The 24243-nt window shown below is 50.7% G+C and carries 18 protein-coding genes and 2 tRNA genes; 9 read left to right on the top strand and 11 right to left on the bottom strand.

The features are described 5' to 3' along the window. Window positions 1–188 precede the first annotated feature (188 nt). The 4 genes from HC248_RS13445 to HC248_RS13430 all read right to left on the bottom strand — a co-directional run bounded on the left by HC248_RS13445 (window position 189) and on the right by HC248_RS13430 (window position 3620). Window positions 189–265 (bottom strand) — tRNA-Gln (locus HC248_RS13445). A 131-nt stretch (window positions 266–396) separates the two neighbouring features. Next, window positions 397–1254 (bottom strand): 4-(cytidine 5'-diphospho)-2-C-methyl-D-erythritol kinase, encoded by an 858-nt coding sequence (gene ispE, locus HC248_RS13440; protein ID WP_168923848.1) that lies wholly within the window; start codon window positions 1252–1254, stop codon window positions 397–399. Window positions 1255–1278: 24 nt separating this feature from the next. Further along, the gene (locus tag HC248_RS13435) at window positions 1279–1788 is read right to left on the bottom strand and encodes an outer membrane lipoprotein LolB (RefSeq protein ID WP_238342632.1); all 510 of its coding nucleotides are present in this window, start codon (window positions 1786–1788) and stop codon (window positions 1279–1281) included. Beyond that, window positions 1785–3620, bottom strand: a complete 1836-nt coding sequence (locus HC248_RS13430) for a tetratricopeptide repeat protein (RefSeq protein WP_238342631.1) — start codon at window positions 3618–3620, stop codon at window positions 1785–1787. Before HC248_RS13430 ends, HC248_RS13435 begins: the two co-directional genes overlap by 4 nt. 112 nt (window positions 3621–3732) lie before the next feature. Here HC248_RS13430 and mutM point away from each other — a divergent pair, with 112 nt between their 5' ends. The 3 genes from mutM to mutY all read left to right on the top strand — a co-directional run bounded on the left by mutM (window position 3733) and on the right by mutY (window position 7856). Beyond that, a complete protein-coding gene (gene mutM / locus HC248_RS13425) occupies window positions 3733–4548 on the top strand; it encodes a bifunctional DNA-formamidopyrimidine glycosylase/DNA-(apurinic or apyrimidinic site) lyase (RefSeq protein ID WP_168922917.1) in 816 nt (271 codons plus the stop codon). Window positions 4549–4679: 131 nt separating this feature from the next. Beyond that, window positions 4680–6668, top strand: a complete 1989-nt coding sequence (locus HC248_RS13420) for a dynamin family protein (RefSeq protein ID WP_168922916.1) — start codon at window positions 4680–4682, stop codon at window positions 6666–6668. 69 nt (window positions 6669–6737) lie between these two features. Beyond that, window positions 6738–7856 carry an A/G-specific adenine glycosylase gene (gene mutY / locus HC248_RS13415; protein WP_168922915.1) on the top strand — a complete coding sequence of 373 codons (1119 nt, stop codon included), beginning with the start codon at window positions 6738–6740 and terminating at the stop codon, window positions 7854–7856. Window positions 7857–7954: 98 nt separating this feature from the next. Here mutY and rapZ read toward each other — a convergent pair whose 3' ends face one another. From rapZ to HC248_RS13400, 3 genes are read right to left on the bottom strand one after another with little or no spacing between them, the layout of a single operon-like run. Next, window positions 7955–8833 carry an RNase adapter RapZ gene (gene rapZ, locus HC248_RS13410; RefSeq protein WP_238342630.1) on the bottom strand — a complete coding sequence of 293 codons (879 nt, stop codon included), beginning with the start codon at window positions 8831–8833 and terminating at the stop codon, window positions 7955–7957. Continuing rightward, window positions 8830–10476: a DNA repair protein RecN gene (gene recN, locus HC248_RS13405; RefSeq protein ID WP_168922914.1), complete on the bottom strand. Its 1647-nt coding sequence runs from the start codon at window positions 10474–10476 to the stop codon at window positions 8830–8832. Before recN ends, rapZ begins: the two co-directional genes overlap by 4 nt. After that, entirely contained in the window at window positions 10473–11381 is a 909-nt protein-coding gene (locus HC248_RS13400) for an NAD kinase (RefSeq protein ID WP_168922913.1), read from the bottom strand. The genes recN and HC248_RS13400 overlap by 4 nt, the downstream gene beginning before the upstream one ends. 140 nt (window positions 11382–11521) lie before the next feature. Between HC248_RS13400 and hrcA the strand changes: the two genes are divergently transcribed. Then, window positions 11522–12541: a heat-inducible transcriptional repressor HrcA gene (gene hrcA / locus HC248_RS13395; RefSeq protein ID WP_168922912.1), complete on the top strand. Its 1020-nt coding sequence runs from the start codon at window positions 11522–11524 to the stop codon at window positions 12539–12541. 46 nt (window positions 12542–12587) lie between these two features. Here the strand turns inward: hrcA and HC248_RS13390 are convergent, their stop codons facing one another. Continuing rightward, window positions 12588–12848 (bottom strand): hypothetical protein, encoded by a 261-nt coding sequence (locus HC248_RS13390; RefSeq protein ID WP_168922911.1) that lies wholly within the window; start codon window positions 12846–12848, stop codon window positions 12588–12590. 338 nt (window positions 12849–13186) lie between these two features. Here HC248_RS13390 and HC248_RS13385 point away from each other — a divergent pair. Beyond that, window positions 13187–13263 (top strand) — tRNA-Ile (locus HC248_RS13385). A 914-nt stretch (window positions 13264–14177) separates the two neighbouring features. Here HC248_RS13385 and maiA read toward each other — a convergent pair. Continuing rightward, a complete protein-coding gene (maiA, locus tag HC248_RS13380; protein WP_168922910.1) occupies window positions 14178–14834 on the bottom strand; it encodes a maleylacetoacetate isomerase in 657 nt (218 codons plus the stop codon). Window positions 14835–15338: 504 nt separating this feature from the next. Between maiA and HC248_RS13375 the strand changes: the two genes are divergently transcribed. Continuing rightward, window positions 15339–16079 carry a hypothetical protein gene (locus HC248_RS13375; RefSeq protein WP_168922909.1) on the top strand — a complete coding sequence of 247 codons (741 nt, stop codon included), beginning with the start codon at window positions 15339–15341 and terminating at the stop codon, window positions 16077–16079. A gap of 24 nt (window positions 16080–16103) precedes the next feature. Here HC248_RS13375 and HC248_RS13370 read toward each other — a convergent pair whose 3' ends face one another. Continuing rightward, the gene (locus HC248_RS13370; RefSeq protein ID WP_168922908.1) at window positions 16104–19034 is read right to left on the bottom strand and encodes an EAL domain-containing protein; all 2931 of its coding nucleotides are present in this window, start codon (window positions 19032–19034) and stop codon (window positions 16104–16106) included. A 352-nt stretch (window positions 19035–19386) separates the two neighbouring features. Between HC248_RS13370 and HC248_RS13365 the strand changes: the two genes are divergently transcribed. Further along, window positions 19387–20319: a DHH family phosphoesterase gene (locus HC248_RS13365; RefSeq protein ID WP_168922907.1), complete on the top strand. Its 933-nt coding sequence runs from the start codon at window positions 19387–19389 to the stop codon at window positions 20317–20319. Between the two features lie 7 nt (window positions 20320–20326). Here HC248_RS13365 and HC248_RS13360 read toward each other — a convergent pair whose 3' ends face one another. Further along, window positions 20327–21253 (bottom strand): LysR family transcriptional regulator, encoded by a 927-nt coding sequence (locus tag HC248_RS13360; protein ID WP_168922906.1) that lies wholly within the window; start codon window positions 21251–21253, stop codon window positions 20327–20329. Between the two features lie 141 nt (window positions 21254–21394). On the opposite strand from HC248_RS13360, the gene argE reads away from it, so the two are divergent. After that, a complete protein-coding gene (argE, locus tag HC248_RS13355; protein WP_168922905.1) occupies window positions 21395–22588 on the top strand; it encodes an acetylornithine deacetylase in 1194 nt (397 codons plus the stop codon). A gap of 112 nt (window positions 22589–22700) precedes the next feature. After that, a complete protein-coding gene (locus tag HC248_RS13350; RefSeq protein WP_168922904.1) occupies window positions 22701–24035 on the top strand; it encodes an MFS transporter in 1335 nt (444 codons plus the stop codon). The last annotated feature ends 208 nt before the right edge of the window (window positions 24036–24243 follow it).

Raw genomic sequence — 24243 nt, 5'->3', positions numbered from 1 at the left:
GGTGTTGAATTTGACGAATGTTTCATGTCTACAAAAACGTAGCGAAAGGCACGCCTTGGAATCTCGCCGGGACCTGGCACCACGGCAATTGCTGTCTGTGCACAAATGCAGCAGTCTAAAAACATAAACCCGCACTGTCGGTTATGAAGTGCGGGTTCGAAATCCATACTTAAACAGATTCATAATTTTGGCAGGGGTGGAAGGAGTCGAACCTGCGAATGCCGGAATCAAAATCCGGTGCCTTAACCAACTTGGCGACACCCCTACACAGGTCTGTTGCATTGCATACGCTGTGCAACAAACCTATAACTTTTTCAGCGTTTAACTTCTAAACGCTTAAACACCTCTTAATTAACCTTACTTTTAATTAAAGTTAATTATTAGCAGCCTCATAGTTTACCAAGCTGCGAGAGGGTGTTTCTCTAAATTGACACAAATTTTTGTTTTCCATGTACTTTCGAGTACCGGTATTTCTATTTTTTGTGTCAACTTTGCAAATACTGCGCTGCCTGAGCCGGTCATGCGCCCTTTGAGTTGCATCTCGGCTAAAAAGTCTAAAGACTGTTCAAGCTGCGGGCATAAACTTTTGGCTACCGGCTGCAAATCGTTTCGGCCAAACTCGTAAATTTGACTTTCACTATTTGTAGCGAAGCCTTGCAGTGTATCAGTTTCAGAGTCACGTTTTAGCAAAGGCGAGGTGAAAATATCTTGGGTAGCTAAGCCGGCCTCGGGTTTGATGACTAAAAAGTGCGCTGTGGGTAACTCGATTGGCGTGATTAATTCACCAATTCCTTCTACCCAAGCGTGTCCGCCGGATAGAAAAAACGGCACGTCTGCGCCCAACTTTAATGCCAGTGCCATTAATTCTGCGCGCGGCAAAGCGACTCCCCAGAGTCGCTGTAGTGCTAATAAGCAGCTAGCCGCATCGGATGATCCGCCGCCCATGCCGGCTTGCGAGGGAATGCGTTTTTCCAATGTGATGTGAACACCTAAGGTGCAGGCCGTGGCTATTTGCAAGGCTTTGGCGGCGCGTACGCAAAGGTCTACCTCGGGAAGAGTCTCTATGGACCCGTTACCCCTGATGTCGCTTCGGCTGATGCCGCCGTCTTGACGCAATTCGAAGTGCAGGGTGTCGCACCAGTCGATCAGCATGAAGACCGACTGCATTAAATGGTAGCCATCAGCGCGTCTGCCGGTGATGTGCAAAAAAAGATTGAGCTTGGCTGGCGCAGGCACATCGTAGATGGCCCGCAGGGGTGACTTTGTCATGAGAAACGCTTATTGATTGAGCACAATGCGAAGCTGTGTCAGCGGCGCAGGCGAGCGTCGCGTCGCGTCTATGCGGCCATCTTGCTGGCGCGAAAGATCGGCGGTCCAGCCGCTCAAGACCGTGTTCGTGCCGCGCAGCCAGTCAAATAACGCGCTCAGCGGTATTGCTGCGCCTGTGCTTTTTTCTATCAGTTCATCGGTAGAGCTATAACGTTTAATCTCGCCACCAGTCGCAAGCGTTGCCTGGCCTGGTGACCAGCGCATTAAACCCAGCGTGCTGCCAATCGGGCTGGTCAAACTTAACTCGCCTTGCTGGGCATTGCCGCGCAGTTCAAAGCCAGCAAAAAATGCCTGCGCTGGTTCACTGTGTATTTGCAAGCTGAGGCGACCGGCCCATACGTCAGTTTGGTCTTGCTGATTAATTGAGGTGGGTGTGCTGGCGCAACCACTCATAATTAAAGCGCTTGAAACCAATCCGGCAAACGCCAGCGAGCGGCGTGACAAAAACAGTCGGCTCAAAGCTTTACCTTTAAGCGCTCTAGTGTCTCTACTAAGGTTTCATTGTCGGGGTTGAGTAGTTGACCTTCTCGCCAGACAATTTTGGCTTTTTCCTGCTCGCCACTTTCCCACAAGACTTCGCCGTAGTGAGCGGCTATTTCAGCGTCCGGCTTAGCTGCGTAGGCTTTTGCAAAGATGCGTTCAGCTTCGGCTTTGTTGCCCATGCGGTATTCGACCCAGCCTAAGCTGTCGCTAATAAAGGGATCTTGCGGTGCGTATTCGAGTGCTTTTTGGATTAAGGCCTTGGCTTCAGGTAAGTTCACATTGCGGTCTGCAAACGAGTAGCCCAAGGCGTTGTAGGCGCCGTAGTAATCTGGTTTGAGTTTTATGACTTGTCTAAGCAAACTCTCCATCGCTGGCATGTTGCTGATTTTCTGGGCCATCATGGCTTGGTCGTAAAGCAAGTCGGGCTCTTGGGGGAATTGGGCAGCAGCCTGGCCAAGCAAGTCAAAAGCCAGCTGATATTGTTTGAAGTCGCGCAGCAAGCTAATTTCTGCCATTAGCTTGAGTCTTGCGTCTTCTGGCTTGGTCTCGGGTAGATTTTTCAGTAACTCGCGCGCCTCATCAATTTTTCCTTGGCTAGCGAGTATGGAAGCGCTTCTGAGCTGCACTTGAATCAAGTCTTCAGAGTTGTCTATTTTGCTTATCCAGTTCTGGGCGGCTGCAAAGTCTTTGCGCTTTTCTGCTAACTCAGCCAATGACAGATAAGCCGAAGCAATACCGCGTTTATTTTGCTCGGCGTCGGTTTGTTGTTCTGCCAGCGCCACGTAGCGCTCTAGCGAGGTTTGGGCAAGGCCGGTTTGAGCTTGTTGCAATTGCAACGATCCCAGTACCAGCCATGCCGCGGCAAATTGCGGTTGATCTCGGTTCACGATTTGCAGCTGCGCACTAGCGTCGGCAACACGTTGGGCGTCGAGCAATACGCGCACATAACCCATACGCACTTCGGGCGGTGCTTTAGGTTGGCGCTCAAAATAATTTTTGACCAAGGTCTCTGCTGGATTGGTGATGGACGACATCAGCTCTAAACCAATCAGCGCTGGGCCGGGTGACTTGGGCTCAGCCGCCTGTGCTTGCTGCGCTGCCTGCAAAGCAGAAACCAAGTCGCCTGCTGCCAATTGCATGCGGCTGACCGTTGTCCATGCTGAGCCGGCTGTGACCGGATTAGTTAGATAGGTAAGCAAGGCCTGCTGAACTAAGCTGGCGGCCATTTTTTTGTCGTTAGTGCGGGCGTACGCCGCTGGTATGGAGTTGATCGCAAAAGCACGATCCGCTGCAGGTGTGAGCAATAAGTTGGCTTTGAGCGGTGCCGAAGTCTCGCTGATGCGGTTAAGTGTGATGAGAATTTGCAACAAGAAACGGTTGGGTTCCAGACTGTTGGGCTTGGCCAGTTGCCAAGCTTTAGCGGCCTGTAATGCGGCTTCACCAGAACGCGATTGCAACGCCATTTCGGTGGCCCGCTGATAAAGCTCTGCGTCGTTAGTTTTGCGTGCAGCGTCAAGCATGAGGGCAAAACCTGCGGCCGGCTCACCTTCTTGTGCTGTGATTTCACCTAGTAGCAGCTGGTAGAACAATTCGCCACCAAGGGCTGATTGCGCAGGCAGCTTATCGCTGGCTTGTGCATCTAAGAGTGCGGCTACGGCAGGCTTAACTCTTGGCGCGTTAATCGGGCTAGGCCTTTTTACCTCTTGTGCTTGAGCACTCAGCAGCGGCACTGTCAGCGACAAAGCAGCCAGGGCAAAAATCATTTTTTTCTTCATCAAACCATGATAGTTCAAGCGTGAGTCGCGCATATGCAGCCTTTGTAATTCTGATGTGCTGGATCAGTCTTTAAACGCAATGGTTCCAAACTTTTCAATGGCTCGCAGCATGATGCGGTTTTTGACTACAGCTTATGCTCTGTTCATGCCTGAATTACCCGAAGTTGAAGTCACCCGCCTAAGTTTTGCCGACCGTATCCAAGGTGCGCATATTAGCCACGCGCAGCTGGGTAAGCCGCTGCGTTGGCCACTCGGTTGTGAGCCGCAATCGCTAGTTGATCAGCAGGTGCTTGGTGTGCGCAGGCGCGGCAAATACCTGTTGTTAGATCTCAGTGCAGGCCTGCTGCTGATGCACTTGGGTATGTCGGGCAGCGTTACTTTTTCTATCCATACGCCGCCAGCTGGCAAACATGATCATTTCGACCTTGTCACGAATTTAGGAACTTTGCGCCTGCACGACCCACGGCGATTTGGTGCGGTGGTTTTTGCGCCTAGCCAAGAACATGCCAGTGCGCAAAAACTTTTGGGCCGTTTGGGTGTGGAGCCGCTAGGAGACTTCTTTAACGCCGTACTTTTTCATCAAGCACTAAAGCTGCGAAAAACGGCGATTAAACAAGTTTTGCTGGCTGGCGAGGTGGTAGTGGGTGTGGGCAATATTTATGCGTCTGAGGCTTTGTTTTTAGCGGGCATCAGGCCTACAACGCGCGCCATGCGTTTGAGCCGGCCTAGATCTGACCGACTCCACGCGGCTATCTGCGATGTCTTGGCCCGGGCTGTAGCCAAGGGCGGTAGTACTTTGAAGGATTTTTCTAATGCGCAAGGCGAGAGCGGTTATTTTCAGCTCGAAGCCATGGTTTACGACCGAGCTGGTCTGCCGTGCAAAATTTGCAGCAACCCGATTAAAAGTATGCGGCAAGGTCAGCGATCAACATTTTTCTGCGCCATCTGCCAGAAACCTTAAGTTTTAAAGCGGCGCTAAAAAAACTTAAAAGCGTCCTGTCAAGAGGCCGCGACTACGCTGCGAGAACTGTTTCGTAGCTGTTTCATTTCGTCGATGCTATATTGGCTGGGATTAACTATTGGTCTTTGAACATGTCTTTTAACCAACGATTTGATCAGCATAGCGCATGGCGCCGCGATTTCGCGTTGCGCTTGAAACTGCTGGTGGAATGGATGAAGTCGCACGACTTACTTGACGCCGCCGTTGAAAGTCGCCTGAGCAGGCTGGAATCACAAGTACGCTCAGACAAGATCATGGTGGCTTTTGTCGCTGAGTTCTCGCGCGGTAAATCTGAGTTAATTAACGCCATATTTTTTGCCGGCTACGGCAGACGCATCATGCCAGCCAGTGCGGGTCGCACCACCATGTGTCCGACCGAGTTGGCTTGGAATGCAGATCTGCCAGCTTGTTTACGGCTGTTGCCAATCGATACTCGACTGAAGTCTCAATTCTTGATGGATTGGCGCGACCAGCCCGATCAGTGGGTGTGCATAGACCTAGATGTAAACGATCCCGCCCAACTTGCCAAAGCGCTTGAAAAAGTCGCTGATGTCAGCCGCGTCAGCATTGAACAGGCGCGCGCACTAGGGTTTTGGAACGATACGCAGCCAGAAGATAACCCGCTGCCGGATGCCGATTCATTAGTTGAGGTGCCAAAGTGGCGCCACGCATTGATCAATATCGCCCACCCTCTGCTAAAACAAGGCTTGGTGATTCTCGATACGCCCGGCCTAAATGCTATAGGCGCCGAACCTGAACTCACGGTGAGTCTAATTCCACAAGCGCAGGCGGTAGTTTTTATTCTGGGTGTGGATACGGGCGTGACAAAGTCTGATCTCAGCATCTGGCGCGAGCACTTGGCCACGGATGACGATCAAAGTATTTCTCGGCTGGTGGTCCTCAACAAGATAGACATGCTTTGGGACGCACTGAGTTCTCCCGAACAGGTCGCAGCGCAGATAGACAAACAAGTTGTGATCTCAGCTGAAATACTCGGTCTGCCTAAATCGCGGCTGACCGCTGTGTCGGCACAAAAAGGTTTGGTGGCCAAAATCACACGTAATCGCGAGCTTCTTGCTGCCAGTGGCTTGCCAGAACTCGAGCGTATGTTGGCCGATGAAATCATGGGGCAGCGCCAGAATATTTTGCAAGTTACAGTAGCCAACGCCATTAGCGAGTTGCGTGCCGAAGCCGGCCGCGTCATTCACGTTAGGCATAGAGATCTGGCAGAACAGGCTGATGAGTTGCGTGGACTGAGCGGTAAAAATGTATCCGTTGTCAAACTCATGCGATCGCGTATTTTGCAAGAGCAGCTTGAGTTCGACGAAAGTGGCTTGCGAATTCAGGCTACGCGCAGCGTGCACCTTAAACTTTTGCGCTCGTTGCTGGTCTTGCTGGGTTCGACCAGACTCAAGACTGAACTGGTCGAATTTAAACTCGCGCTCAAGCAACCCGGTATTAAGTTCGGCTTGAAAAAAGCATATAAAAATACCTTTATCCGCTTACGTGAAAGTCTAGATCAGGCTGGAGCGCAGAGCGCGGAAATTTACGCCATGCTGGCGGCTGCGTTTCGGCAAGTCAACAGCGAATTTGGATTTTCACTGCAAGCACCGAAAGCCCCAGAGCTGGCACGTTACCGACAAGATTTAGATTCGATTGAGCGCAGTCATTTGCAATACCTTGGGGTTGGTAAAGTGATCAAGCTCACTCAGGCTGATTTTTCAGAGCGTTTGATGTTGGCCCTAGCTACCCGCTTGCGCATAGTTTTTGAGCAAGCGCTAAACGATGTGGAGCTGTGGAATAAATCTGCAGCCTCTCAGCTCGATACTCAGCTGCGCGAGCGACGGCGCAATTTCGGTCGTCGCTTAGAAGCCATCGAGCGCATACAAGATGCGACCTCGGGTCTCGATGAACGCATCGCCGACATAGCTGTACAAGAGCTGGCACTTAAAAATCTCAATGTAAAACTGATTGAACTCACAGCGAAATTGACTGACACGCCTTTGCTTTCGCGAGCGGTTTTTTCGCAGTCTGAACCAGATAGCGCTAAGCGAGTGCTTGCGGCGGCCGAACTGGCTTAAAAAACACTTCAAATATCTGCCGGTAAGTCTCCGGTATGAGCGCTTTACTACGTCAGTCAATAAAAAAATATGCCGAAAAAATCTCCTGTTATTAGCACCTGTCTGGGCGTTACTAAATTGCGTTTCGCACCCGATCTCATTACGTGGCAAAAAGAGTTTGGCCGGCATACGCTGCCCTGGCAAAACACGCGCGACCCCTACCGCGTCTGGCTCTCTGAGATCATGTTGCAGCAAACCCAAGTTGTCACGGTGATAGATTATTACGCTCGATTTTTACAGCGTTTTCCTAGCGTGACTGAGCTAGCGCAGGCCGATCAGGATGAAGTGCTGGGGCTTTGGAGTGGGCTGGGTTACTACAGCCGTGCGCGTAATTTACATCGCTGCGCACAGCAGGTTTTGGCTTTGCACGGTGGAGAGTTTCCGTCCACTTCTGAGCAACTACAAACCTTGCCCGGTATAGGGCCGTCCACGGCGGCAGCGATTGCTTCATTTTGTTTTGCTGAACGCGTGGCGATTCTTGACGGCAATGTAAAGCGCGTGCTGACCCGGTTAATGGCCTTTGATGGCGACATGGCCGAAGGCGCTGCAGTGCGTCAATTGCAGCTCATTGCCAACGACTTGTTGCCTGAGAAAAATCTGACTCAAAACATGCCGCGCTACACCCAAGGTTTAATGGATTTAGGTGCGACGCTTTGTACGCGTAGCAAGCCGGCTTGTCCGTCTTGTCCGGTGCGTGAGATTTGTCTAGGTTTTGCGACCGGAACGCCCGAACAGTATCCGATCAAGACTAAAAAACTCAAGCGTAGTTCGCAGCAATTACGTTTGCTGTGGGCGCAAAAACCGGACGGCAGTGTGTGGCTAGAGCGCCGGCCTGTCAGTGGTATTTGGGGCGGTCTGTATTGCCTTCCGGTGTTTGACAGCGAAGACGCTTTGAGTAGTTTTGTGCCTGACGTCATGCAGACTCGGCTTGAATTTGTTAAACCCTTTGTTCACGTGCTTACGCACAAAGATTTGCATTTGCATCCGGTGATTGCGCTGTTCCCTATGCAGCAAAATTCGCCCGCACGCGAGCCTAGTCTGATGGTTGCAGAGCGCCAAAATTTAGGCGCTTGGTTTACGCCTCAGGCGTGGGAAAAACTAGGCCTACCTGCACCCATACGCAAGCTTCTTCAACCCGCTGCTGTTTGAGTGGTGTTGTAGCTTGAGACTTTTAACTAGAGATTTACGCCGCTGTATTTCAGTCAAGCGCTAGGGTATTGACGGGCACGCTAGTCACCGCTGCGGGCTTAGGTTGGCAGTGAGTCGAGCTCGCGGTGGCGCTTGAGCGTATTCCAACGACTGGAGAAAATTCGCGTTAATTCTTCCACCAGATAAACCGAGCGATGCTGGCCGCCAGTGCAGCCAATCGCTACCGTGACGTAGCTGCGGTGGTCAAGCGCCAAGGCCTTGAGCCAGCGATCCATGAAACGCTCTATGTCGCCCAGCATGTCGGCCACGGGTTGATGCTCGCGCAAATAGTCGACTACGGCTTGATCGCGTCCGGTTAGACTTTTTAGCTCTTTTTCGTAGTGCGGATTGGGCAGCATGCGCACGTCAAAAACATAGTCTGCCGCCAGTGGTACGCCGCGCTTAAAGCCAAAGGATTCAAACACCAGTGTGAGCTGCGTGGCGGGTGCTGAGATCAGCGCCTTGATATAGGCCTGTAACTGCGCCGGCCGTATCACGCTGGTGTCTAGTGCATGCGACTGGTCGCGCAATTCTTGCAGTAGTTCGCGCTCTAGTTCTATCGCGTCGACCAAAGCACGGTGCTGGTCAAGTGTGTCGGGGCGAGAAAGCGGATGCAGACGCCTAGTTTCGGAGTAGCGCCGCACCAGCGTATCGACACCTGCATCAAGAAACAAAGAGCGTACCGCCACACCTTGAGAGCGCAGTTGCTGCAACTGCTCGGGTACCTGCGGCAGTGAGGTAGCGCTGCGCACATCCATAGCAATGGCTACTTTGCGGGTGGCGCCGTGTTGGATTTGTAAATCGGTAAAAGCGGTGAGCAGCTCAGGCGGAAGGTTGTCTACGCAGTAATAACCAGCGTCTTCTAGCGCATGCAGCGCGACTGATTTTCCAGATCCCGACATGCCTGTAATTAGCACCATTTCTAGCGAGGTAGTCATTTTTGTTCCAACATTTCTTTGGCATGCGCCATAGTCGTTTGCGATAGTTTTTCGCCACCCAGCATGCGCGCGATTTCGCCAACGCGCGGCTGGCCTTGTATCTTGGCTACCGAGCTCATGGTTTTGCCTTTGTCGCTTTGCTTTGCCACCACCAAGTGTTGGTCGGCACAAGTGGCCACTTGCGGTAAGTGAGTCACCGCCAGCACCTGACGATCTTTACCAAGCTGATGCATTAAGCGGCCCACTGTTTCAGCCACAGCGCCGCCTATGCCGGAGTCAATCTCATCAAAAATCAAGGTTTGGGCTTGACCGAGCTCGCTGGTGGTCACGGCTATGGCCAGTGCTATGCGGGAGAGCTCGCCACCTGAGGCAACTTTCCCGACTGGGCGCGGCGTACTGCCGGCGTGGCCTGCAACTAAAAATTCGGCTTGCTCTAAACCGTACTGGGCGGGTTGATCTAGCTTTTGCAGTGCGATTTCGAACTTGCCGCCCTGCATACCTAACTCTTGCATCACTTGGCTCACGGCCTTGGCCAACGCGGGGGCTGTTTTTGCGCGCAGTCGTGACACTAAAAGGGCTTCATTATGAAAGGCTGCGAGAGCTAGTTTTTCGCTTTCTTTGAGCTGGTCTAGGTCGGCTGCAGCGTCTAGCTGCTCTAGAGCAACGCGCCAAGAGTCGAGTAAATCGGCCAGTTCTGCGGGTTGGCGTTTGTAGCGTCTAGAAAGGCTAATCCACAGCGCTAAGCGCTCGTCAAGCTGGCTAAGTCGTTGTGGTTCAAGCTCGGCATGACGCGCATAGCCGTGTAGTGATCTAACAGCATCCTCGGTCTGCGCTAGCGCGCTGGCTAGCACCTCGCTCAGGGCTTTGAATTGCGGCTCTATATGCGCTTGACTTTCTAGCGCGCTAAGTGCCCGGCCAAGCATAGTGCCGACGTTCTGTTCGTCATCTTCAAGCACAGCAAGTGCGCTTTGCACCGCGTCGCGCAAGGTTTGGGCATTCGAGAGTCGGCTGTGCTGGGCGTTGAGTTCTTCCCATTCGTTAGGTTCAGGCGCGAGTTTGTCGACCTCCGCGATTTGCCACGCTAGGCGTTCGCGCTCCGTCTGCAAACTGTCCTGAGTTAGTAACGCTTGATTGAGTGTTTTTTGTGCGCTGCGCCAAGCTTGCCATTGCAAGCTGAGCTTTTGTGTATTGATACTGCCGTAGGAGTCGAGTAGGCCACGCACCGCGTCTGGCCGTGTCAGGCTTTGCCAAGCGTGCTGACCGTGAATGTCTATGAGTTGATCGGCGATTTCTCTGAGTTGCGTGGCGGTGGCTGCGCCGCCGTTAATCCAAGCCCGGCTTTTGCCTTGCTGGTCTATGGTGCGCCTAAGTAACAGTGTCTCAGCGCTGCTGAAACCGGCAAGTTCTAGCCAAGACTGCAGGCTGGGCGGCGTGTCAAATTCGGCGCTGATGTCGCAGCGCTGCGCGCCTTCGCGCACCACACCGGCGTCAGCCCTTGCGCCCAGCGCTAGTTGTAGCGCATCTATCAAAATGGATTTGCCCGCGCCGGTCTCACCGGTGAGCACGGTAAAGCCGCACTCTAGGTCTAAGTCAAGAGTATGAACAATTACAAAGTCCCGCAGGGATACGCTTTTAAGGCTCATATTTCGTGACTTGTACGCGACTGCGCGCCAACCGCCACACCTTCGTTCCAATGAAGTTTCTTGCGCAAGGTATCGAAGTAACTCCAGCCCTTGGGATGCAGAAAACGCATTTGCGATTCGGAGCGCTTGACGTTGATGCGGTCGCCAATCATCAGGGCGGCCAGAGACTGCATATCAAAGTTGGCACTAGCGTCTCGGCCAGAGACTAATTCGACCGTGATTTCGCCGCTGTCAGACAGCACGATAGGGCGGTTTGACAGCGTGTGCGGCGCAATCGGTACCAGTATCCAACCGCCTACCGATGGGTGTAGTAAGGGGCCACCAGCAGACAGTGCGTAGGCGGTAGAGCCAGTGGGCGTGGCGATGATCAGGCCGTCGGCGCGCTGGTTGGCTAAAAAGCGGCCGTCGACTTCGACGCGCAACTCAACCATGCCGGTGGTGGCTCCGCGGTTGACCACAACGTCGTTCATAGCCGTAGCCTTAAAAACGCAGTGACCATCACGCACCACAGTAGCCTGCATCATCCAGCGTTTGTCATCCTCGAACTCACCGCTCAGCATGGGGCCGAGAACGTTTTCAAAGCCCTCAAAGGCTATGTCGGTGATAAAGCCTAGCCGCCCTTGGTTAATGCCAATCAGTGGAATGCCAAAGCGCGCCAGGAGTCGGCCAATGCCCAGCATGGTGCCGTCGCCGCCCACTACCAAGGCTAAATCGCAATGAGCACCTATGCCGGCTACATTGAGAATGGGATATTGGCTGATACCGGTGTTGTTAGCGGTGTCCTGCTCGATAGACACTTCGCAGCCGCGCTGACTCAAAAAATGCGCGATAGCTTCCAATGCCGAGCGGGAACCATTGGCCTGGTATTTTCCGATGAGCGCCACGTGGCGAAATTGCAACTTCATATTTTTAAATTACAGCACAAGAATGGCTTAGCATAATGTGTACAGTTCTATGGACGAAAGATTGTTGATTTATGCCTTGCGCAGGGGAGGAAACCGGTGCGTTATCGAACCGACCGGCCTAGGCTTCGTAGAATGTCCTTATGTTAGATGATCGCGCCCGTTTATTACTTAAAGCCCTTGTCGAGCGATATATCGCCGACGGCCAGCCTCTGGGCTCACGCACACTGTCACAAGCGTCAGGTTTAGACCTCTCCCCAGCGACGATTCGCAACGTCATGAGCGATCTCGAAGGCATGGGCTTGATTGTGAGCCCGCACACCTCTTCCGGTCGCATTCCGACGCCTAAAGGTTATCGATTGTTTGTTGACACTATGTTGACTGCACAATCCGGCCCATTTGTGCACACGGCGGGTCTGTCTGGCGTGCGACTCGAACCCGATCAGCCGCAAAAAGTGCTGAGTAACGCGGCCCATATGCTGTCCAATCTTTCCCAATTCGTGGGTGTAGTGATGGCGCCGCGGCGTACCTCGGTGTTTCGGCATATCGAATTTTTGCGCCTGTCCGAGCGGCGTTTTCTGGTCATCATCGTCTCGCCCGACGGCGATGTACAAAACCGCGTCATTTTTACTGAGGCCGATTACACCCAGTCGCAACTCATAGAAGCGGCTAATTTTCTCAACTCGCATTACGCCGGCTTGGGCATGGAAGAAGTCAGAGAAAGGCTGCAACGCGAAGTCGAAGCTTTACGCAGCGAGATCGCTATTTTGATGCACGCAGCGGTCAAAGCCAGCTCCGAGGCGATAGAGTCGCAGGACGAAGTTGTCGTCGCTGGCGAGCGCAACTTACTCGCGGTGAGTGATTTTTCTGCAGACTTAGGTAACTTACGCAAGCTGTTCGATTTGTTCGAACAAAAAGCGCAACTCATGCGCCTGCTAGACGTCTCAAGCCGGGCCGAGGGCGTACGTATTTATATTGGTGGTGAGAGCCAAGTTATTCCCTATCACGAGCTGTCGGTGGTGACCGCACCCTACGAGGTAGACGGCAAGGTGGTCGGCACCTTAGGCGTGATTGGGCCAATGCGCATGCCTTACGAAAAAATGATACAGATAGTGGATATCACTTCTAAGCTAGTGAGCACCGCGCTTAGCCACAGCAAGTAGCTAACAAGCTGCCAAGCCAGATGCGGGGATTTGCTCAGCCAAACACTCAGCTAGTGGCGTTGTCCTCAGCCGGGGTCAGAAATGCCTCAATCCCATCCTCACTGATAGCCTGCAAGGCAACGTCTAGCGCCTCTTGGTCAGTGTCAAACTGCTGGTCCCAGACAGTAGATGTGCCGCCAGCGTCAATAATTTCTAGTGCCCAGCTGCTGCCTTCTGATTTGTAAATACAAATTTCTAGGGTGTGGCCGGCTTGGGTGAACGGCTGCTCAAGTGGTGAGTAAATTATTTCAAAATCTTCATCATTCATGGCTTGTGTAGTCTTTGCGTTAGTTAGTTACTTAAAGGCGATGCCGCATTATTTTTTCAAATACGGAGCATCGCCAACTGTTTAAATGGCACGGGCTTATTTTCCACGCCCGCTGGTGATTTCTTATCCGCGCAATCCCTTTGGTATTTTGTTTTAGAGTTCTTGTCTGCAATGCCTATGCGTTGGTATGCGTCCTTATGCGTCGTTATATGTCGGTATAAATTTAGACAACTTAGATGCGACCAGAATAAAACGCTGTTAATTAATGATCTGAACCCAAAATTAATCAGTAAGGCTTCTAAGGGCAGTCTTCAGACCATTACAATGTCTGCTGGTTTGGGGCGTTAGCTCAGTTGGTTAGAGCAGAGGACTCATAATCCTTTGGTCCACGGTTCAAGTCCGTGACGCCCCACCAAGCTGTATATGGAAAGCCTGCTATTTAAAACGTAGCGGGCTTTTTCATTTGTCTATCTGTGCAGTCAGTTCGTAGCCATTGGTAAATCGTTTTGTACCGATGCAAGCACATCATTCGCCTAACTTTCATAGGGTTCGCACACCATGTGCTTTAAGTCGTAAGGTTTAAAACTGTCCTGCTCGTTATTCGCTCTGATTGAGATGACGAAATCGCTAGGTAGCGTTGAGACAATTGCTGCAGCCACTCGAAGTTGCATAAACCGGCCTTACCAAAGTCAACCGCTGCCCGTGGCGCAGTCAACCAAACGACTGAACGTCATCAATGTCAGCGCCATGACCTAGGATTAGTTTGTGCCGTTGGTCTAGCGCATAGCTCGCCCGTTGGACATTGACGTCACCAACATGACTAAAGCGAGTTAATCGACCAGTTAACTAAGCCAGCACGTGTCGACTCGCCTTGATGGCAGGCAATTTTGTTCTTGAGCCTGAGCCCTGAGCCCTGAGCCCTGAGCCCTGAGCCCTGAGGCCTAAGCCTTTGGACTTTGGACTTTGGACTTTAGTGATATCCGGAACAAAAGCACTTCCTCATTCGTAAAACATTTTTAGCAAGCACTAGTTAGGCTGCGGATTCTGAAACTGCCTTGTCTCGTTGCGTAAATCGTGATGAAGAATTTTGGATTGAACATGCAGTTTTTTGAACTTAGCTTTGCATAAGAGTGCTTGTTAAACTCAGTAGAGCGCTTGCGTGTTGAAAAAAGCTGACGTGCATCCGTGCTAATGCATAACTAGACTCAAGCTTTTATCAGTTCGATGGTGCCAATAAATAACTGCAACTCTCAGTAGGCTTAAGCCGGATCGGTCAGCACAATTGCTGCGGTTTGCTACAGGCTCAACGGCAGCTACCGCAGCTAACGCCTATACAGCTTTTGATTCAATACCCGGAGCGCCTAGCTGAAGCCGCGGATGTGCGGCGGCGAACTCGGGTATGGCAAACAGACATTCGCCAACGGCGGCGGTGTTTGGAAATTCCGTAAGGTCAACGCCAAAACGCACGGCTCCAATCAGGTGGCTTGCCAGCGCCAAATCGGCAATGCTCAGCACCTCACCGTGGCAGCGCGTAGCGCCAGGCGCAATTTGACTTTCATAAGCAGTAAGACCTACGTGATACCAGTGTGCAGCCCATGCCCGCTGTGCCGCCTCATCCAATCCAAATTGTTTGGCTAGCTTGGCCTGAACGCGTGGTACCGCTAACGGATGCGTGTCCGCAGCATTGAGGAGAAAAAATGAGCGTACTTTAGCGCGCGATTCTGCGTCAGGCGGCAGAAGCGGCGGTGTTGGATAACTCTCTTCTAACCACTCCAAGATAGCGAGACTTTGCGTGAGTGGCTGGCGCGTGCCACCTTCTAAAGCCGGCACCGCCGCAGCAGGATTTAGCTTGCGAAACTCTGGCGAGTTGTGCGCGCCCTTGCTCAGGTCATGAGCGCGTTCTTCAAACGCGATACCCTTCAAATTAAGAGCAATGCGTACGCGGTACGTTGCTAGTGATAGCCAGTAGGTGTGGAGAATTAGCATTTTTTTATTGTGCTCAAGGTGTTGGTTGGGGTAGCGAGCAATCAACATGAGGTAACCGGCTAAATAGCAGATTGCTGATCAATGTTACTAGATAACTGTCTGCCTAATTAACGCAAAAAAAGTTCAACAGCATCTACTTTTTTCAGTAGGTCTAATTTTGAAACACTTTAAACAGTCATTCACACTCCAGATTTTTGAACCGGTCTAAATTAGCTCCGCTAGGCTTAAGTTTGCAGAGGATGTCGATAGTGAAATTACTTTCGGCAGACTGGTTTAAAAAAAGTTTTAACGATAATGATATGTATGCATATAAATCCTGATTTAAATGCACCGAGCCATTTCTGTTGAGTCGTTTATCAAGATCAAACTGAATATGCTTTACAGTGAAATTGTTTACTAAAGTCACCCATTAATACGGGATAACTTTCGTAGATTTATAACGCACTCATTCTCAAAAAATCTACCTCAGGTGAGCCCTAACATACCTGTAGCCAAGGAAACATCGTGAAAACCAAATTTCAATTTATCGACTCTATAGAAATACTGCCTTTCCGAGTTGAGGTCGCTACGGCCTCTGATCTTGAGCAAGTGGCAAAACTGCGCGTCAGTTGCTACGGGAAACACCTTCCTGCTGTCGCTGCCAAGTTGTTTAAACCGGAAGCTTCGGACTATGAACTAGGTTGTGAAGTCTTTGTGGCGAAGTCAAAGATGGATGACACGGTAATCGGCTCGCTAAGGACGCATGCCAATGTCTTAGCACCTTTGCCAATAGAAGCCTCACTAGATCTGCCCTCTGAATTTTTCGGCACTAGGATGGTTGAAGGCACACGACTTTGTATCCAGAGTGGGTTAAGCGCTTCCTTGGTCAGGGCTTCCTTGCTGAAGGCGCAGTTTAAATATTGTGAAGAAAACAGTGTGGAGTCTATGGTGGCAACCGGTCGTAAACCTGTTGACCGAATGTATGATGGCTTGCATTTTCTGGATATTGCCGAACAAAACGTCTTTTATGCGATGGAGCACGTTGGCGGATTGCTTCACCGAGCCATGTACTTGCCTATGTTGACAGGTGAGGAAACATGGCGGTTGAACAAACATCCACTGCATAAGTTTTTCTTCGAAACTGACCATCCAGATATAGATATTACTGGTGCAAAACCTTTGAACATGCCGTGGAGTACGTCACATCGCTACTCTGCCCCACAACAACATTGCGTTGATTATTCGATGGGCTTATCAGTTTTTTAAATTGCACTATTGATCAGATTTGACTTAGTGAAGGCGGCCTCCTGGCACGAAGTCAAATATGTCTGTCGCCAATTCTTTTGTTTTTTCAGTACTCGCTTGAAGTGATTTGACATATTCCAGCGTCGCTGGGTCAGTGATGAAGTCAGCCGATGAATTTGCTAAAAGAATTTGTTCGGGCATCACAGGCTTACTGATGCCGTAACCCTGAGCGTAGTCCACACCGGCGCGAACAAGGACCTTGATGATGGCAAGGTTCTCTGCGAACTCGCCAATCGATTTCATCCCCAAGCCGCTTACCAAGCTCGCAATGGATTCGACAATTGCCATTCCAGCAGCATTGTCTGAAGCTCCTTTGACAAGTGAGCCGTCTAACTTCAACGCGTCAACGGACAAGCCGCGCAGATAGCCAAAGGACGAGTAACCTGCGCCGAAATCATCCAGTCCCACCTTGGCGCCAATCTGCCTTACCCGGCTGATGAATTTCTGCATATTCGCCATGTCGGTCAGGGCAACAGACTCGGTGATTTCTAGAAAGATTTTTTTCAAGGCCAATGGATGCTTGCCAAGTAGTTTGAATAACTCCTCATTGAATGAGTTGTCATTCAGAGAGCCACCCGATAGGTTGATGCCAATGAATCTTGTGTTGGTCAGTAACGCATGGTTTTTCTCAATCCAAGCGATGGTTGTCGATAAGACCCACATGTCAATAATGGCTGTTTTTCCATGCGCCTCTGCCGCTTCAATGATGACTGCGGCAGGAACGATTCCGCCGTCTGGTTTCTTCATTCTGATCAGAACTTCAAAATTTAACGAATCGAAGGGTGCAATCAAGGACATCTCAGGCTGCATGACAAGATACAGTCCCTCAGGAGTTTGGCTGTTCTGTAAACAAGTAATCAATTCAAGCGAGTCTTTATGGTGTGTGAAAAATTCGTCGTTAGACCGCATGATGACTAACTGCTCATTCGGGCGTTTTTTCGCCATCCGACACAGCGTATCTGCTGCAGAGATGATCTCTTTTAAAGGTGCGTTGGTGAAGCGCTCAGTGCCCACTAAGCCACCAGAGATTGCAAGAGTAAAACTCTGACTTTCGATTTTGTAGGGTTCTGACGAGATGATATGAATGAGTTTTTCGCAAAAACTTGCGGATATTTCAATCTTGTCTGAAAGAAATACGATGACAAATTCATCGCCACCAACGCGCACTAATAATTCATCAGGTCCGATCAGAGTCTTGATCCTGCTACAAACCTGATTGAGGACAATATCGCCTGCATTGTGCCCATATAAGTCATTGATAAGCTTGAACCGGTCAAGGTCGAAGTAGGCTAAGGAAGCGGGTTGAATTTCGTGTTTCTCCATCGCCATACCAATGCCGCGTAGATTTAAACAGCCTGTCAATAAATCATGACTGGCGGCATATTCAATCCTTTCTGCAGCAAGCACTCGATACGTCACGTCTTGCAGTGAACACTCGATTAAGCGTCCATCAACAGCTGAGACACCGACGTTAAACCAACGGTCATTACCGGTTATCTTATTGGCGTGTTTGGTTTCAATTTCAATTGACACATGCGTTGTAGCATCTTTAAGTGTCATGATCTGTTGAACCACTCGGTCGTCAAAATATGCCGTAAGGTGTTTTCTCCGTTTGTCATCAAACTCGCCCAGCAATTCATTGAAAGCCGGGTTGCTTTTAATAATGTGTCCGTCACGATGTACGGTAAAAAGACCCACTGGCGAGTCAGCGTATGAGGCTTCTTTTGAAATTTTGTCTGAGCGTATGTGTTCTGCAACCGCTGCAGTCGCTAGTAGTGCCGACACCAGCGCTGCGGTAACGCTGTTAAATCCATGAATGGCAACGCCACTAAAAAACTGTCCTGCCGCTGCTGCAAACACTTCGTTGAGTGTCGCTAAGACAGTAACGAAGATAGAGGCGGCGTACCACAATGCCATTCGTGATTTAAATTTTCTGATGACTTTAATAAGGTAGTAAATGATGATGGCGACACCAAGTGGCGACGTAATCCAAAGTGAAAGAATAATTTGTTCGTAGGTGATAAATGGACACACGACGATAAACACCACCGCCGCCACTTGCGTCGATGTCAGTAGCCAGCCAGTTTTTAATTCTTTTAACTCATCTTTAAATAGCAATAAGAATAAGGCGGCAGTCATGGCGAAATACATGCAAATTGTCCATTGCCTGTCAAGCACAAGGACGGAGGGAGGCAGTCGCCAACCGAAAAAGGTGAAGTCTGTGCCGGCAGACAACGCAGCCATTCGCATATTAATAAGCAACCAGCCAACAAATGCCCAGTAAAGCCTACTGCGGTTGACGATAGCGGTTAGTAGCATAGAAATGGCGAGAACGCCAATGCCCGCTTCAATCAAGGAACCCGTTCTGTTGTGGGTAATGTCGTTTGCTTCCAGCGCTGTAGGGCTTAAAAGTTCAGCAGATATTTTTGCTGGGCCCCTGAAAAGACCTCGGCAAAGCAGTTCAGTATTTTTAGCGCGGGGAACTTTCAACGCAAAACCAGCGCCACTTACTTCTATCATTCCACTTGTGCTTGATCGGTCCGCATTGCCAAACAAAACATTCGTCTTTTGATCCCAGCATGTGAGCGCCATGGCGTGGCGTGAGTTAAAGAGAACCGAGTAATCCTGATTCGACTCCGAAGCAATAACGGCTAACGAAAACCAAAATGGATTAGTCGACAGCTGTGTTCTGACGACTTGTTTTGGCGCAATCAATTTTAGCTTTTCGAGCATATCTTGATGATTTATCGACTGCCTTGGATTGGCTTGTTCGACTGCTTGAATAGGTAATATCGTGGGGAATTTTTTCGTCTCTATAGCTTGGGTTAGCAAAATAGTGATCGTCGCGATGACTAGTAACGCGGGGAACAACTGAGTTGCTATTGCCTCAAGCAAGCATTCGAAGAGCTTTTTCATAGATTGTTTCTTCAAAGCAAATTTAAATGAATTGCCCAGTATTTAAAAATGGTGTTGAAGTTCGAGCGACGTTTTAAAAGCGCGAACCAAAAATTCGTCTAGTTTATGCGCTAAGTACGGCGCTCTTTTTTATTGGCGAGGACAGTTCACGCAAGCCACACCAACTTTGAGACCGGTTTGCTCACTTCCATGTTGCCGCTACGTGCTAACAGTCCGGTATAGATCAATGAGTCTTGAGATGCCTCGTACCGCTGTACAGACACTCACATCTGTGAGCTGTGAATGGAGCTTTACTACTTGCCGGGGCACAAGCTGCAATCATTACGCTCACCGAGCGACAATTAACCCAACTATGAAAACTATTCTCCCCCTGCAACTCCTGTTTGCTGCTGACTTGAACGACCCGCAGCCCTTAGTCATCTACCACGGCCGTAAATGTCCTGACGGTTTTGCCGCTGCCTTAGCTGCTTGGCTTTTCTACACTGGCCGCGCTGAATTTTTACCGCTTGACCATGGCGACATTCAATCGGTTGATGAGCTGCCGCCATTGCTTGGCCGCGCCGTATACATACTTGATTTTTCGTTCTCGCCTGAAATTATGCGTGGTATCGAAGAGCGTGCCGCTAAGCTCGTCATGTTAGATCACCACAAAAGCGCTGCGGAAAAGCTGAGTGGCTTTTCCTGCCGCTGCGGCGTTGTTCACTTTGATATGAACAAGTCTGGCGCGCGTTTGGCTTGGGAATTTTTTCAGCCTACCAAGCCGGTACCAAGTCTTGTGCGCTTTGTCGAAGACCGCGATATCTGGGTCTGGCAATACCCAGAGAGCGCCGGCTTTTTGGCAGCGCTGGACATGGAGGCCTTAGATTTTTCGCGCTGGGCCGAGATCGCAGCTTTTAGCCCCGCGCAGCTGAGCGACTTCATGGCGCGCGGTCAGGCCATGGATGAGAAATTCAGCAAGCTTGCTGCCGATATTGCCGAGGGTGCGCAGCCGATTACTTTCAACGGTCAGCACGGACTGATGGTTAATGCCCCCGGCGTATTTCACAGCCTGATCGGTAATCTGTTGTCTGAAAAAAGCAATACTTTTGCGCTCATGTGGAATGCTGGCAAGGACGGCGTTGTCAAGGTCGGTCTGCGCTCGCAACGCAATTTTGACTGCATAGCTTTGGCTGAAAGCATGGGCGGTGGCGGTCATGCGCAGGCTTGTGGTTTTAAGATCGGTGTGGCGCGCTTGCCCGAGCTTTTGAGCGGCGTGTTTCAGGCAACTAGTCAACTACCAGTCTGAAGGAAGCTTAGCTCACCTTAGCCCCCAAACCCGGGCCGCTAAAAGTGAGTTCCATAAAGGTCTTAAAGGCATCTGCTGCGTGCGAGAGCGCTTGCTCCTTACTCCAAGCCAAACCGATCTCGATAGAGGGCAGGCCGTTCATCAAAGACCGCGTCTCTATCCTTAGTCCTTCGCTGGAGAAGGGCCGATGAATCACATCCGACAAAATCGTCACGCCCATGCCTTGCGCGACTAGGCTACGCACCGCTTCGACCGAGCTGACGCGGTAACGGATATTGGGTTCTAACCCGGCCTGTTGCCAAAATAAAAGCGTGTTGCGCGGTGTCTCGTCGGCGTTGTAAAGCACATAAGGCAACTCATTGATGTCGCTTAGTGAAATGTTGCGTTTCTTTAACAGGGGGTGGGATGCGGACAACCACAATTGCCTACGTGAGCGGGTTAATGGCAGGCTATGAAAGTCCAGTGGTTTATCGATGTTGATTAGCCAAAGCACGCCGATATCGACTTGACCACTTAGCAGTGCGGCCTCTAGCGCGGGACGTTCGAGCTCTATCACCTCGACCTCAATTTGCGGATATGCGCTAGCAAACTGCGCAATCGCCGGTACCACATAAGAGCCCAGCATGGTCGGCGTCGCGCCAAACCGAACGCGACCAGAAACATCTTGGCTTATCAGTCCCGGGTCGTGAATGGCTGAGTTAACCGCCGCCACTATGTTGTAGGCGTGATGCAGAAATTTTTGACCCTCTACCGTGAGCGACACGCCCGAGGCGTGATGGCGCAAAAACAGCTTCATACCCAAAATAGCCTCTAACTCTCGAATGGCCGCAGTGATGGTGGTTTGCGTGACGTAAGCCTTGGCGGCTGCGGCTGAAAACTGACCGGTTTCTGCCGCAGCCAGAAAATAGCGAATTTGTTTCAAACTTATTTGCATTAATAATTTTCATCCAATAGCTGACAATTTTCCATTTTATAAAAATCTGAAGTCTTTATACAGTCGATCCTTAGGTATAAAAATGCGTTCGACGCTTGTATGAATTAATTTCAGTCACTACGGGAAAACCCTAGGAAAACCATGACGACGAACTCTTCTTCTGTATTGCTCCAGCCCTCACCCGACGTTCTTGCCATGATTGAGCGGCTGATCGCGTTTCCGACTGTCTCCCGCGATTCCAACCTCGGCATGATTGAGTGGATTCGCGACTATCTCGCTGGTCTAGGCGTTAGCTCCCGCCTAACTTATGACGCCGCGGGCAACAAAGCCAACCTGTTTGCTACGTTGGGCGAAGGCAGCAAGCCTGGCTTGATTCTGTCGGGCCATACCGATGTTGTGCCAGTTCAAGGCCAGGCTTGGGATACCGATCCCTTCAAAGCCACGATCAAAGACGGTTTGCTTTACGGCCGTGGCTCTTGCGATATGAAAAGTTATATCGCAACTGCCTTGGCACTAGCGCCCAAATTTTTAGCCGGCAAGATGGATGCACCGCTGCATTTGGCCTTCTCTTATGACGAAGAAGTCGGTTGCATAGGGGTGAAAAGTCTGATTGCCGATTTGCAAGACATGAACTTAAAAGCAGCTGGTTGCATTGTGGGTGAGCCAACTTCTATGCAGCCAGTCATCGCACACAAGGGCACGCACCGTTTTCGCTGCAGCGTCACAGGCCGGGAAGCGCATTCGAGCTACACCAATCTGGGCGTTAATGCGGTTGAATACGCCGCACGAATCATTGTCTACATTCGGCAAATGGCGGATCGCTTTGCACAGCTTGAAACCCGTGATTACGGCTTTACAGTGCCCTACACCACCATGCAAACCGGCCTGATTCGCGGTGGGCTGGCGTCTAACATCGTGCCCAAAGATTGTATTTTTGATTTTGAAGCGCGCACCATGCCGGGCACTGACGCCAGCCACTTGCTGAGAGAAGTCGAGAGCTATGCCGCTAAGTTACTGCCCGAGATGCTGCTGGTAGAACCGAATGCAAAAATCGCTTTTGAGCAACTTGCCTCTGCGCCCGGACTGAGCACCAATGAGCACGAAGCGATCGTTAAGTTGGCAATTGCTTTGTCTCGAAACAAGACTTCCAGCGCCGTCTCGTATGGCACCGAAGCGGGCTTGTTTCAAAACGCTGGCATTCCAACCGTCGTTTGCGGCCCCGGCAGCATAGAGCAAGCCCATCGTCCAAATGAGTTTGTGCCCTTGGAGCAAGTCGCGCAATGCGAAGCGTTTTTGTTGCGACTGCTTGACCCAATACCTAGCGCTTCGTCATGAACAGTCAGCCGGTTAGATCTATAAATATCACCGGCTGACTTTTCCATCGCAACTGAGGTCTGCGTTTATTTGCGCATGACTCTTGCCGCCCAACAAGAAAAAAGATCTCCCCATGAGTACTAGCGTTTCCCCATCGATTAATCCGCGCAATATCAATACCAGCAGCAACACAAAAACAGCTGCTGCTCAAGAGCCCTACAAACAACATCCGCAAACTTGGCGCGCGGTGATTTCGTCATCTATCGGCAATGCGCTCGAATGGTTTGACGTTTTGATTTACAGCGCCATGGCGGTGACCATTGCTAAGCTGTTTTTCCCGACCGAGAATCAGACCGTTTCTTTGATGATTACTTTTGCCACATTTGGCGTCTCGTTTTTCATGCGACCGCTAGGCGCCATCGTCATAGGCTCTTATTCTGATCGCGTTGGCCGCAAAGCGGCTTTGACCTTGTCCATTTTGCTAATGATGATTGGCACACTGCTAATTGTCATCATGCCAACTTATGCACAAATTGGTTTATGGGCGCCAGCTGGCATCGTCATTGCGCGTTTGCTGCAAGGCTTTTCTGCTGGTGGTGAATTCGGCAGTTCGACCGCATTTTTGGTCGAGCACGCGCCACACAGACGCGGATTTTTCTCTAGCTGGCAAGTCGCCAGTCAGGGCGCAAGCATAGTGCTGGCCGCCGTGTTTGGAGCGGTGCTGGCGTCACAACTGAGCACTGATCAGCTCGAATCCTGGGGCTGGCGCATTCCGTTTATCTTCGGTCTTTTGATCGGACCGGCTGGCTACTACATTCGCAAAAACTTAGAAGAATCCCCAGAGTTCGCCCATGCCGAAACCACCAGCACACCGCTGCGTGACATCATGCAGAACCAGAAAATGCGTCTTTTCATAGGTACGGGTAGCGTCATCATGGCGACGGTGTCGGTTTATCTGGTGGTCTACATGCCGACTTACGCTGTCAAGCAATTGGGCATGACATCGACCGCAGCTTTTAGCGCGACTATTTTGGCCGGCATGATGATGATGTTTTTATCCCCTTTGGTTGGTCACTTGTCGGATAAATATGGCCGCACACCATTTATGCTGTGCAGCAGTGTTTTGTTTGTCTTGCTGACCTATCCGCTGTTTGCTTGGCTGTCTATGAACCCGACATTTATCAACTTGCTGTTGGTGCAAGGCGTAGTCGGATTTCTGATGACCATGTATTTTGCCGCCATGCCCGCTTTGCTATCAGACATCTTCCCGGTGCAGACACGCGGCACCGGCATGTCACTGTGCTACAACATTGGTGTGATGGTGTTTGGTGGCTTTGCCGGCTTGACCATCACTTGGCTAATCGCCGCTACCGACAATAAATTAGCCGTGACTTTCTATGTCATCTTCGGCGCGGTTCTGAGTGTGATTGCAACCTTGGCTGCACGTTATAAATTGCGAATGCGTTAACAGTAAAGTGATGTCCGCAAGCCAGCAGGTCTTGAACGACTCTGGTTTGAGATCAAACAAATTTACGCTGAATTTCATTGGCGAAACGACGCACTGTAGCATCGGCTTTTGTGACTACATCTTGTTGCTTGCGTAATCGGTAATCGCAGCGCTAAACGCTTTAACTTAGCTTATGAAATTTAGCGCGGGTTTGAATTCATTGACTCTC

It is taken from the genome of Polaromonas vacuolata, from assembly GCF_012584515.1.
Taxonomy (GTDB): domain Bacteria; phylum Pseudomonadota; class Gammaproteobacteria; order Burkholderiales; family Burkholderiaceae_C; genus Polaromonas; species Polaromonas vacuolata.
The sequence above is the reverse complement of the archived record's forward strand: the minus strand, read 5'-3'. Positions and strand labels throughout refer to the sequence as shown.

Bases quoted from the DNA above. Each gene is read 5' to 3' on its own strand.
- HC248_RS13370 (WP_168922908.1), bottom strand. From the start codon at position 19,034: ATGAAAAAGCTCTTCGAATGCTTGCTTGAGGCAATAGCAACTCAGTTG.
- HC248_RS13360 (WP_168922906.1), bottom strand. From the start codon at position 21,253: ATGCAAATAAGTTTGAAACAAATTCGCTATTTTCTGGCTGCGGCAGAA.
- HC248_RS13420 (WP_168922916.1), top strand. From the start codon at position 4,680: ATGTCTTTTAACCAACGATTTGATCAGCATAGCGCATGGCGCCGCGAT.
- recN (WP_168922914.1), bottom strand. From the start codon at position 10,476: ATGAGCCTTAAAAGCGTATCCCTGCGGGACTTTGTAATTGTTCATACT.
- HC248_RS13365 (WP_168922907.1), top strand. From the start codon at position 19,387: ATGAAAACTATTCTCCCCCTGCAACTCCTGTTTGCTGCTGACTTGAAC.
- mutY (WP_168922915.1), top strand. From the start codon at position 6,738: ATGCCGAAAAAATCTCCTGTTATTAGCACCTGTCTGGGCGTTACTAAA.
- HC248_RS13400 (WP_168922913.1), bottom strand. From the start codon at position 11,381: ATGAAGTTGCAATTTCGCCACGTGGCGCTCATCGGAAAATACCAGGCC.
- hrcA (WP_168922912.1), top strand. From the start codon at position 11,522: ATGTTAGATGATCGCGCCCGTTTATTACTTAAAGCCCTTGTCGAGCGA.
- mutM (WP_168922917.1), top strand. From the start codon at position 3,733: ATGCCTGAATTACCCGAAGTTGAAGTCACCCGCCTAAGTTTTGCCGAC.
- maiA (WP_168922910.1), bottom strand. From the start codon at position 14,834: ATGCTAATTCTCCACACCTACTGGCTATCACTAGCAACGTACCGCGTA.
- rapZ (WP_238342630.1), bottom strand. From the start codon at position 8,833: ATGACTACCTCGCTAGAAATGGTGCTAATTACAGGCATGTCGGGATCT.
- argE (WP_168922905.1), top strand. From the start codon at position 21,395: ATGACGACGAACTCTTCTTCTGTATTGCTCCAGCCCTCACCCGACGTT.
- HC248_RS13350 (WP_168922904.1), top strand. From the start codon at position 22,701: ATGAGTACTAGCGTTTCCCCATCGATTAATCCGCGCAATATCAATACC.
- HC248_RS13390 (WP_168922911.1), bottom strand. From the start codon at position 12,848: ATGAATGATGAAGATTTTGAAATAATTTACTCACCACTTGAGCAGCCG.
- HC248_RS13430 (WP_238342631.1), bottom strand. From the start codon at position 3,620: ATGCGCGACTCACGCTTGAACTATCATGGTTTGATGAAGAAAAAAATG.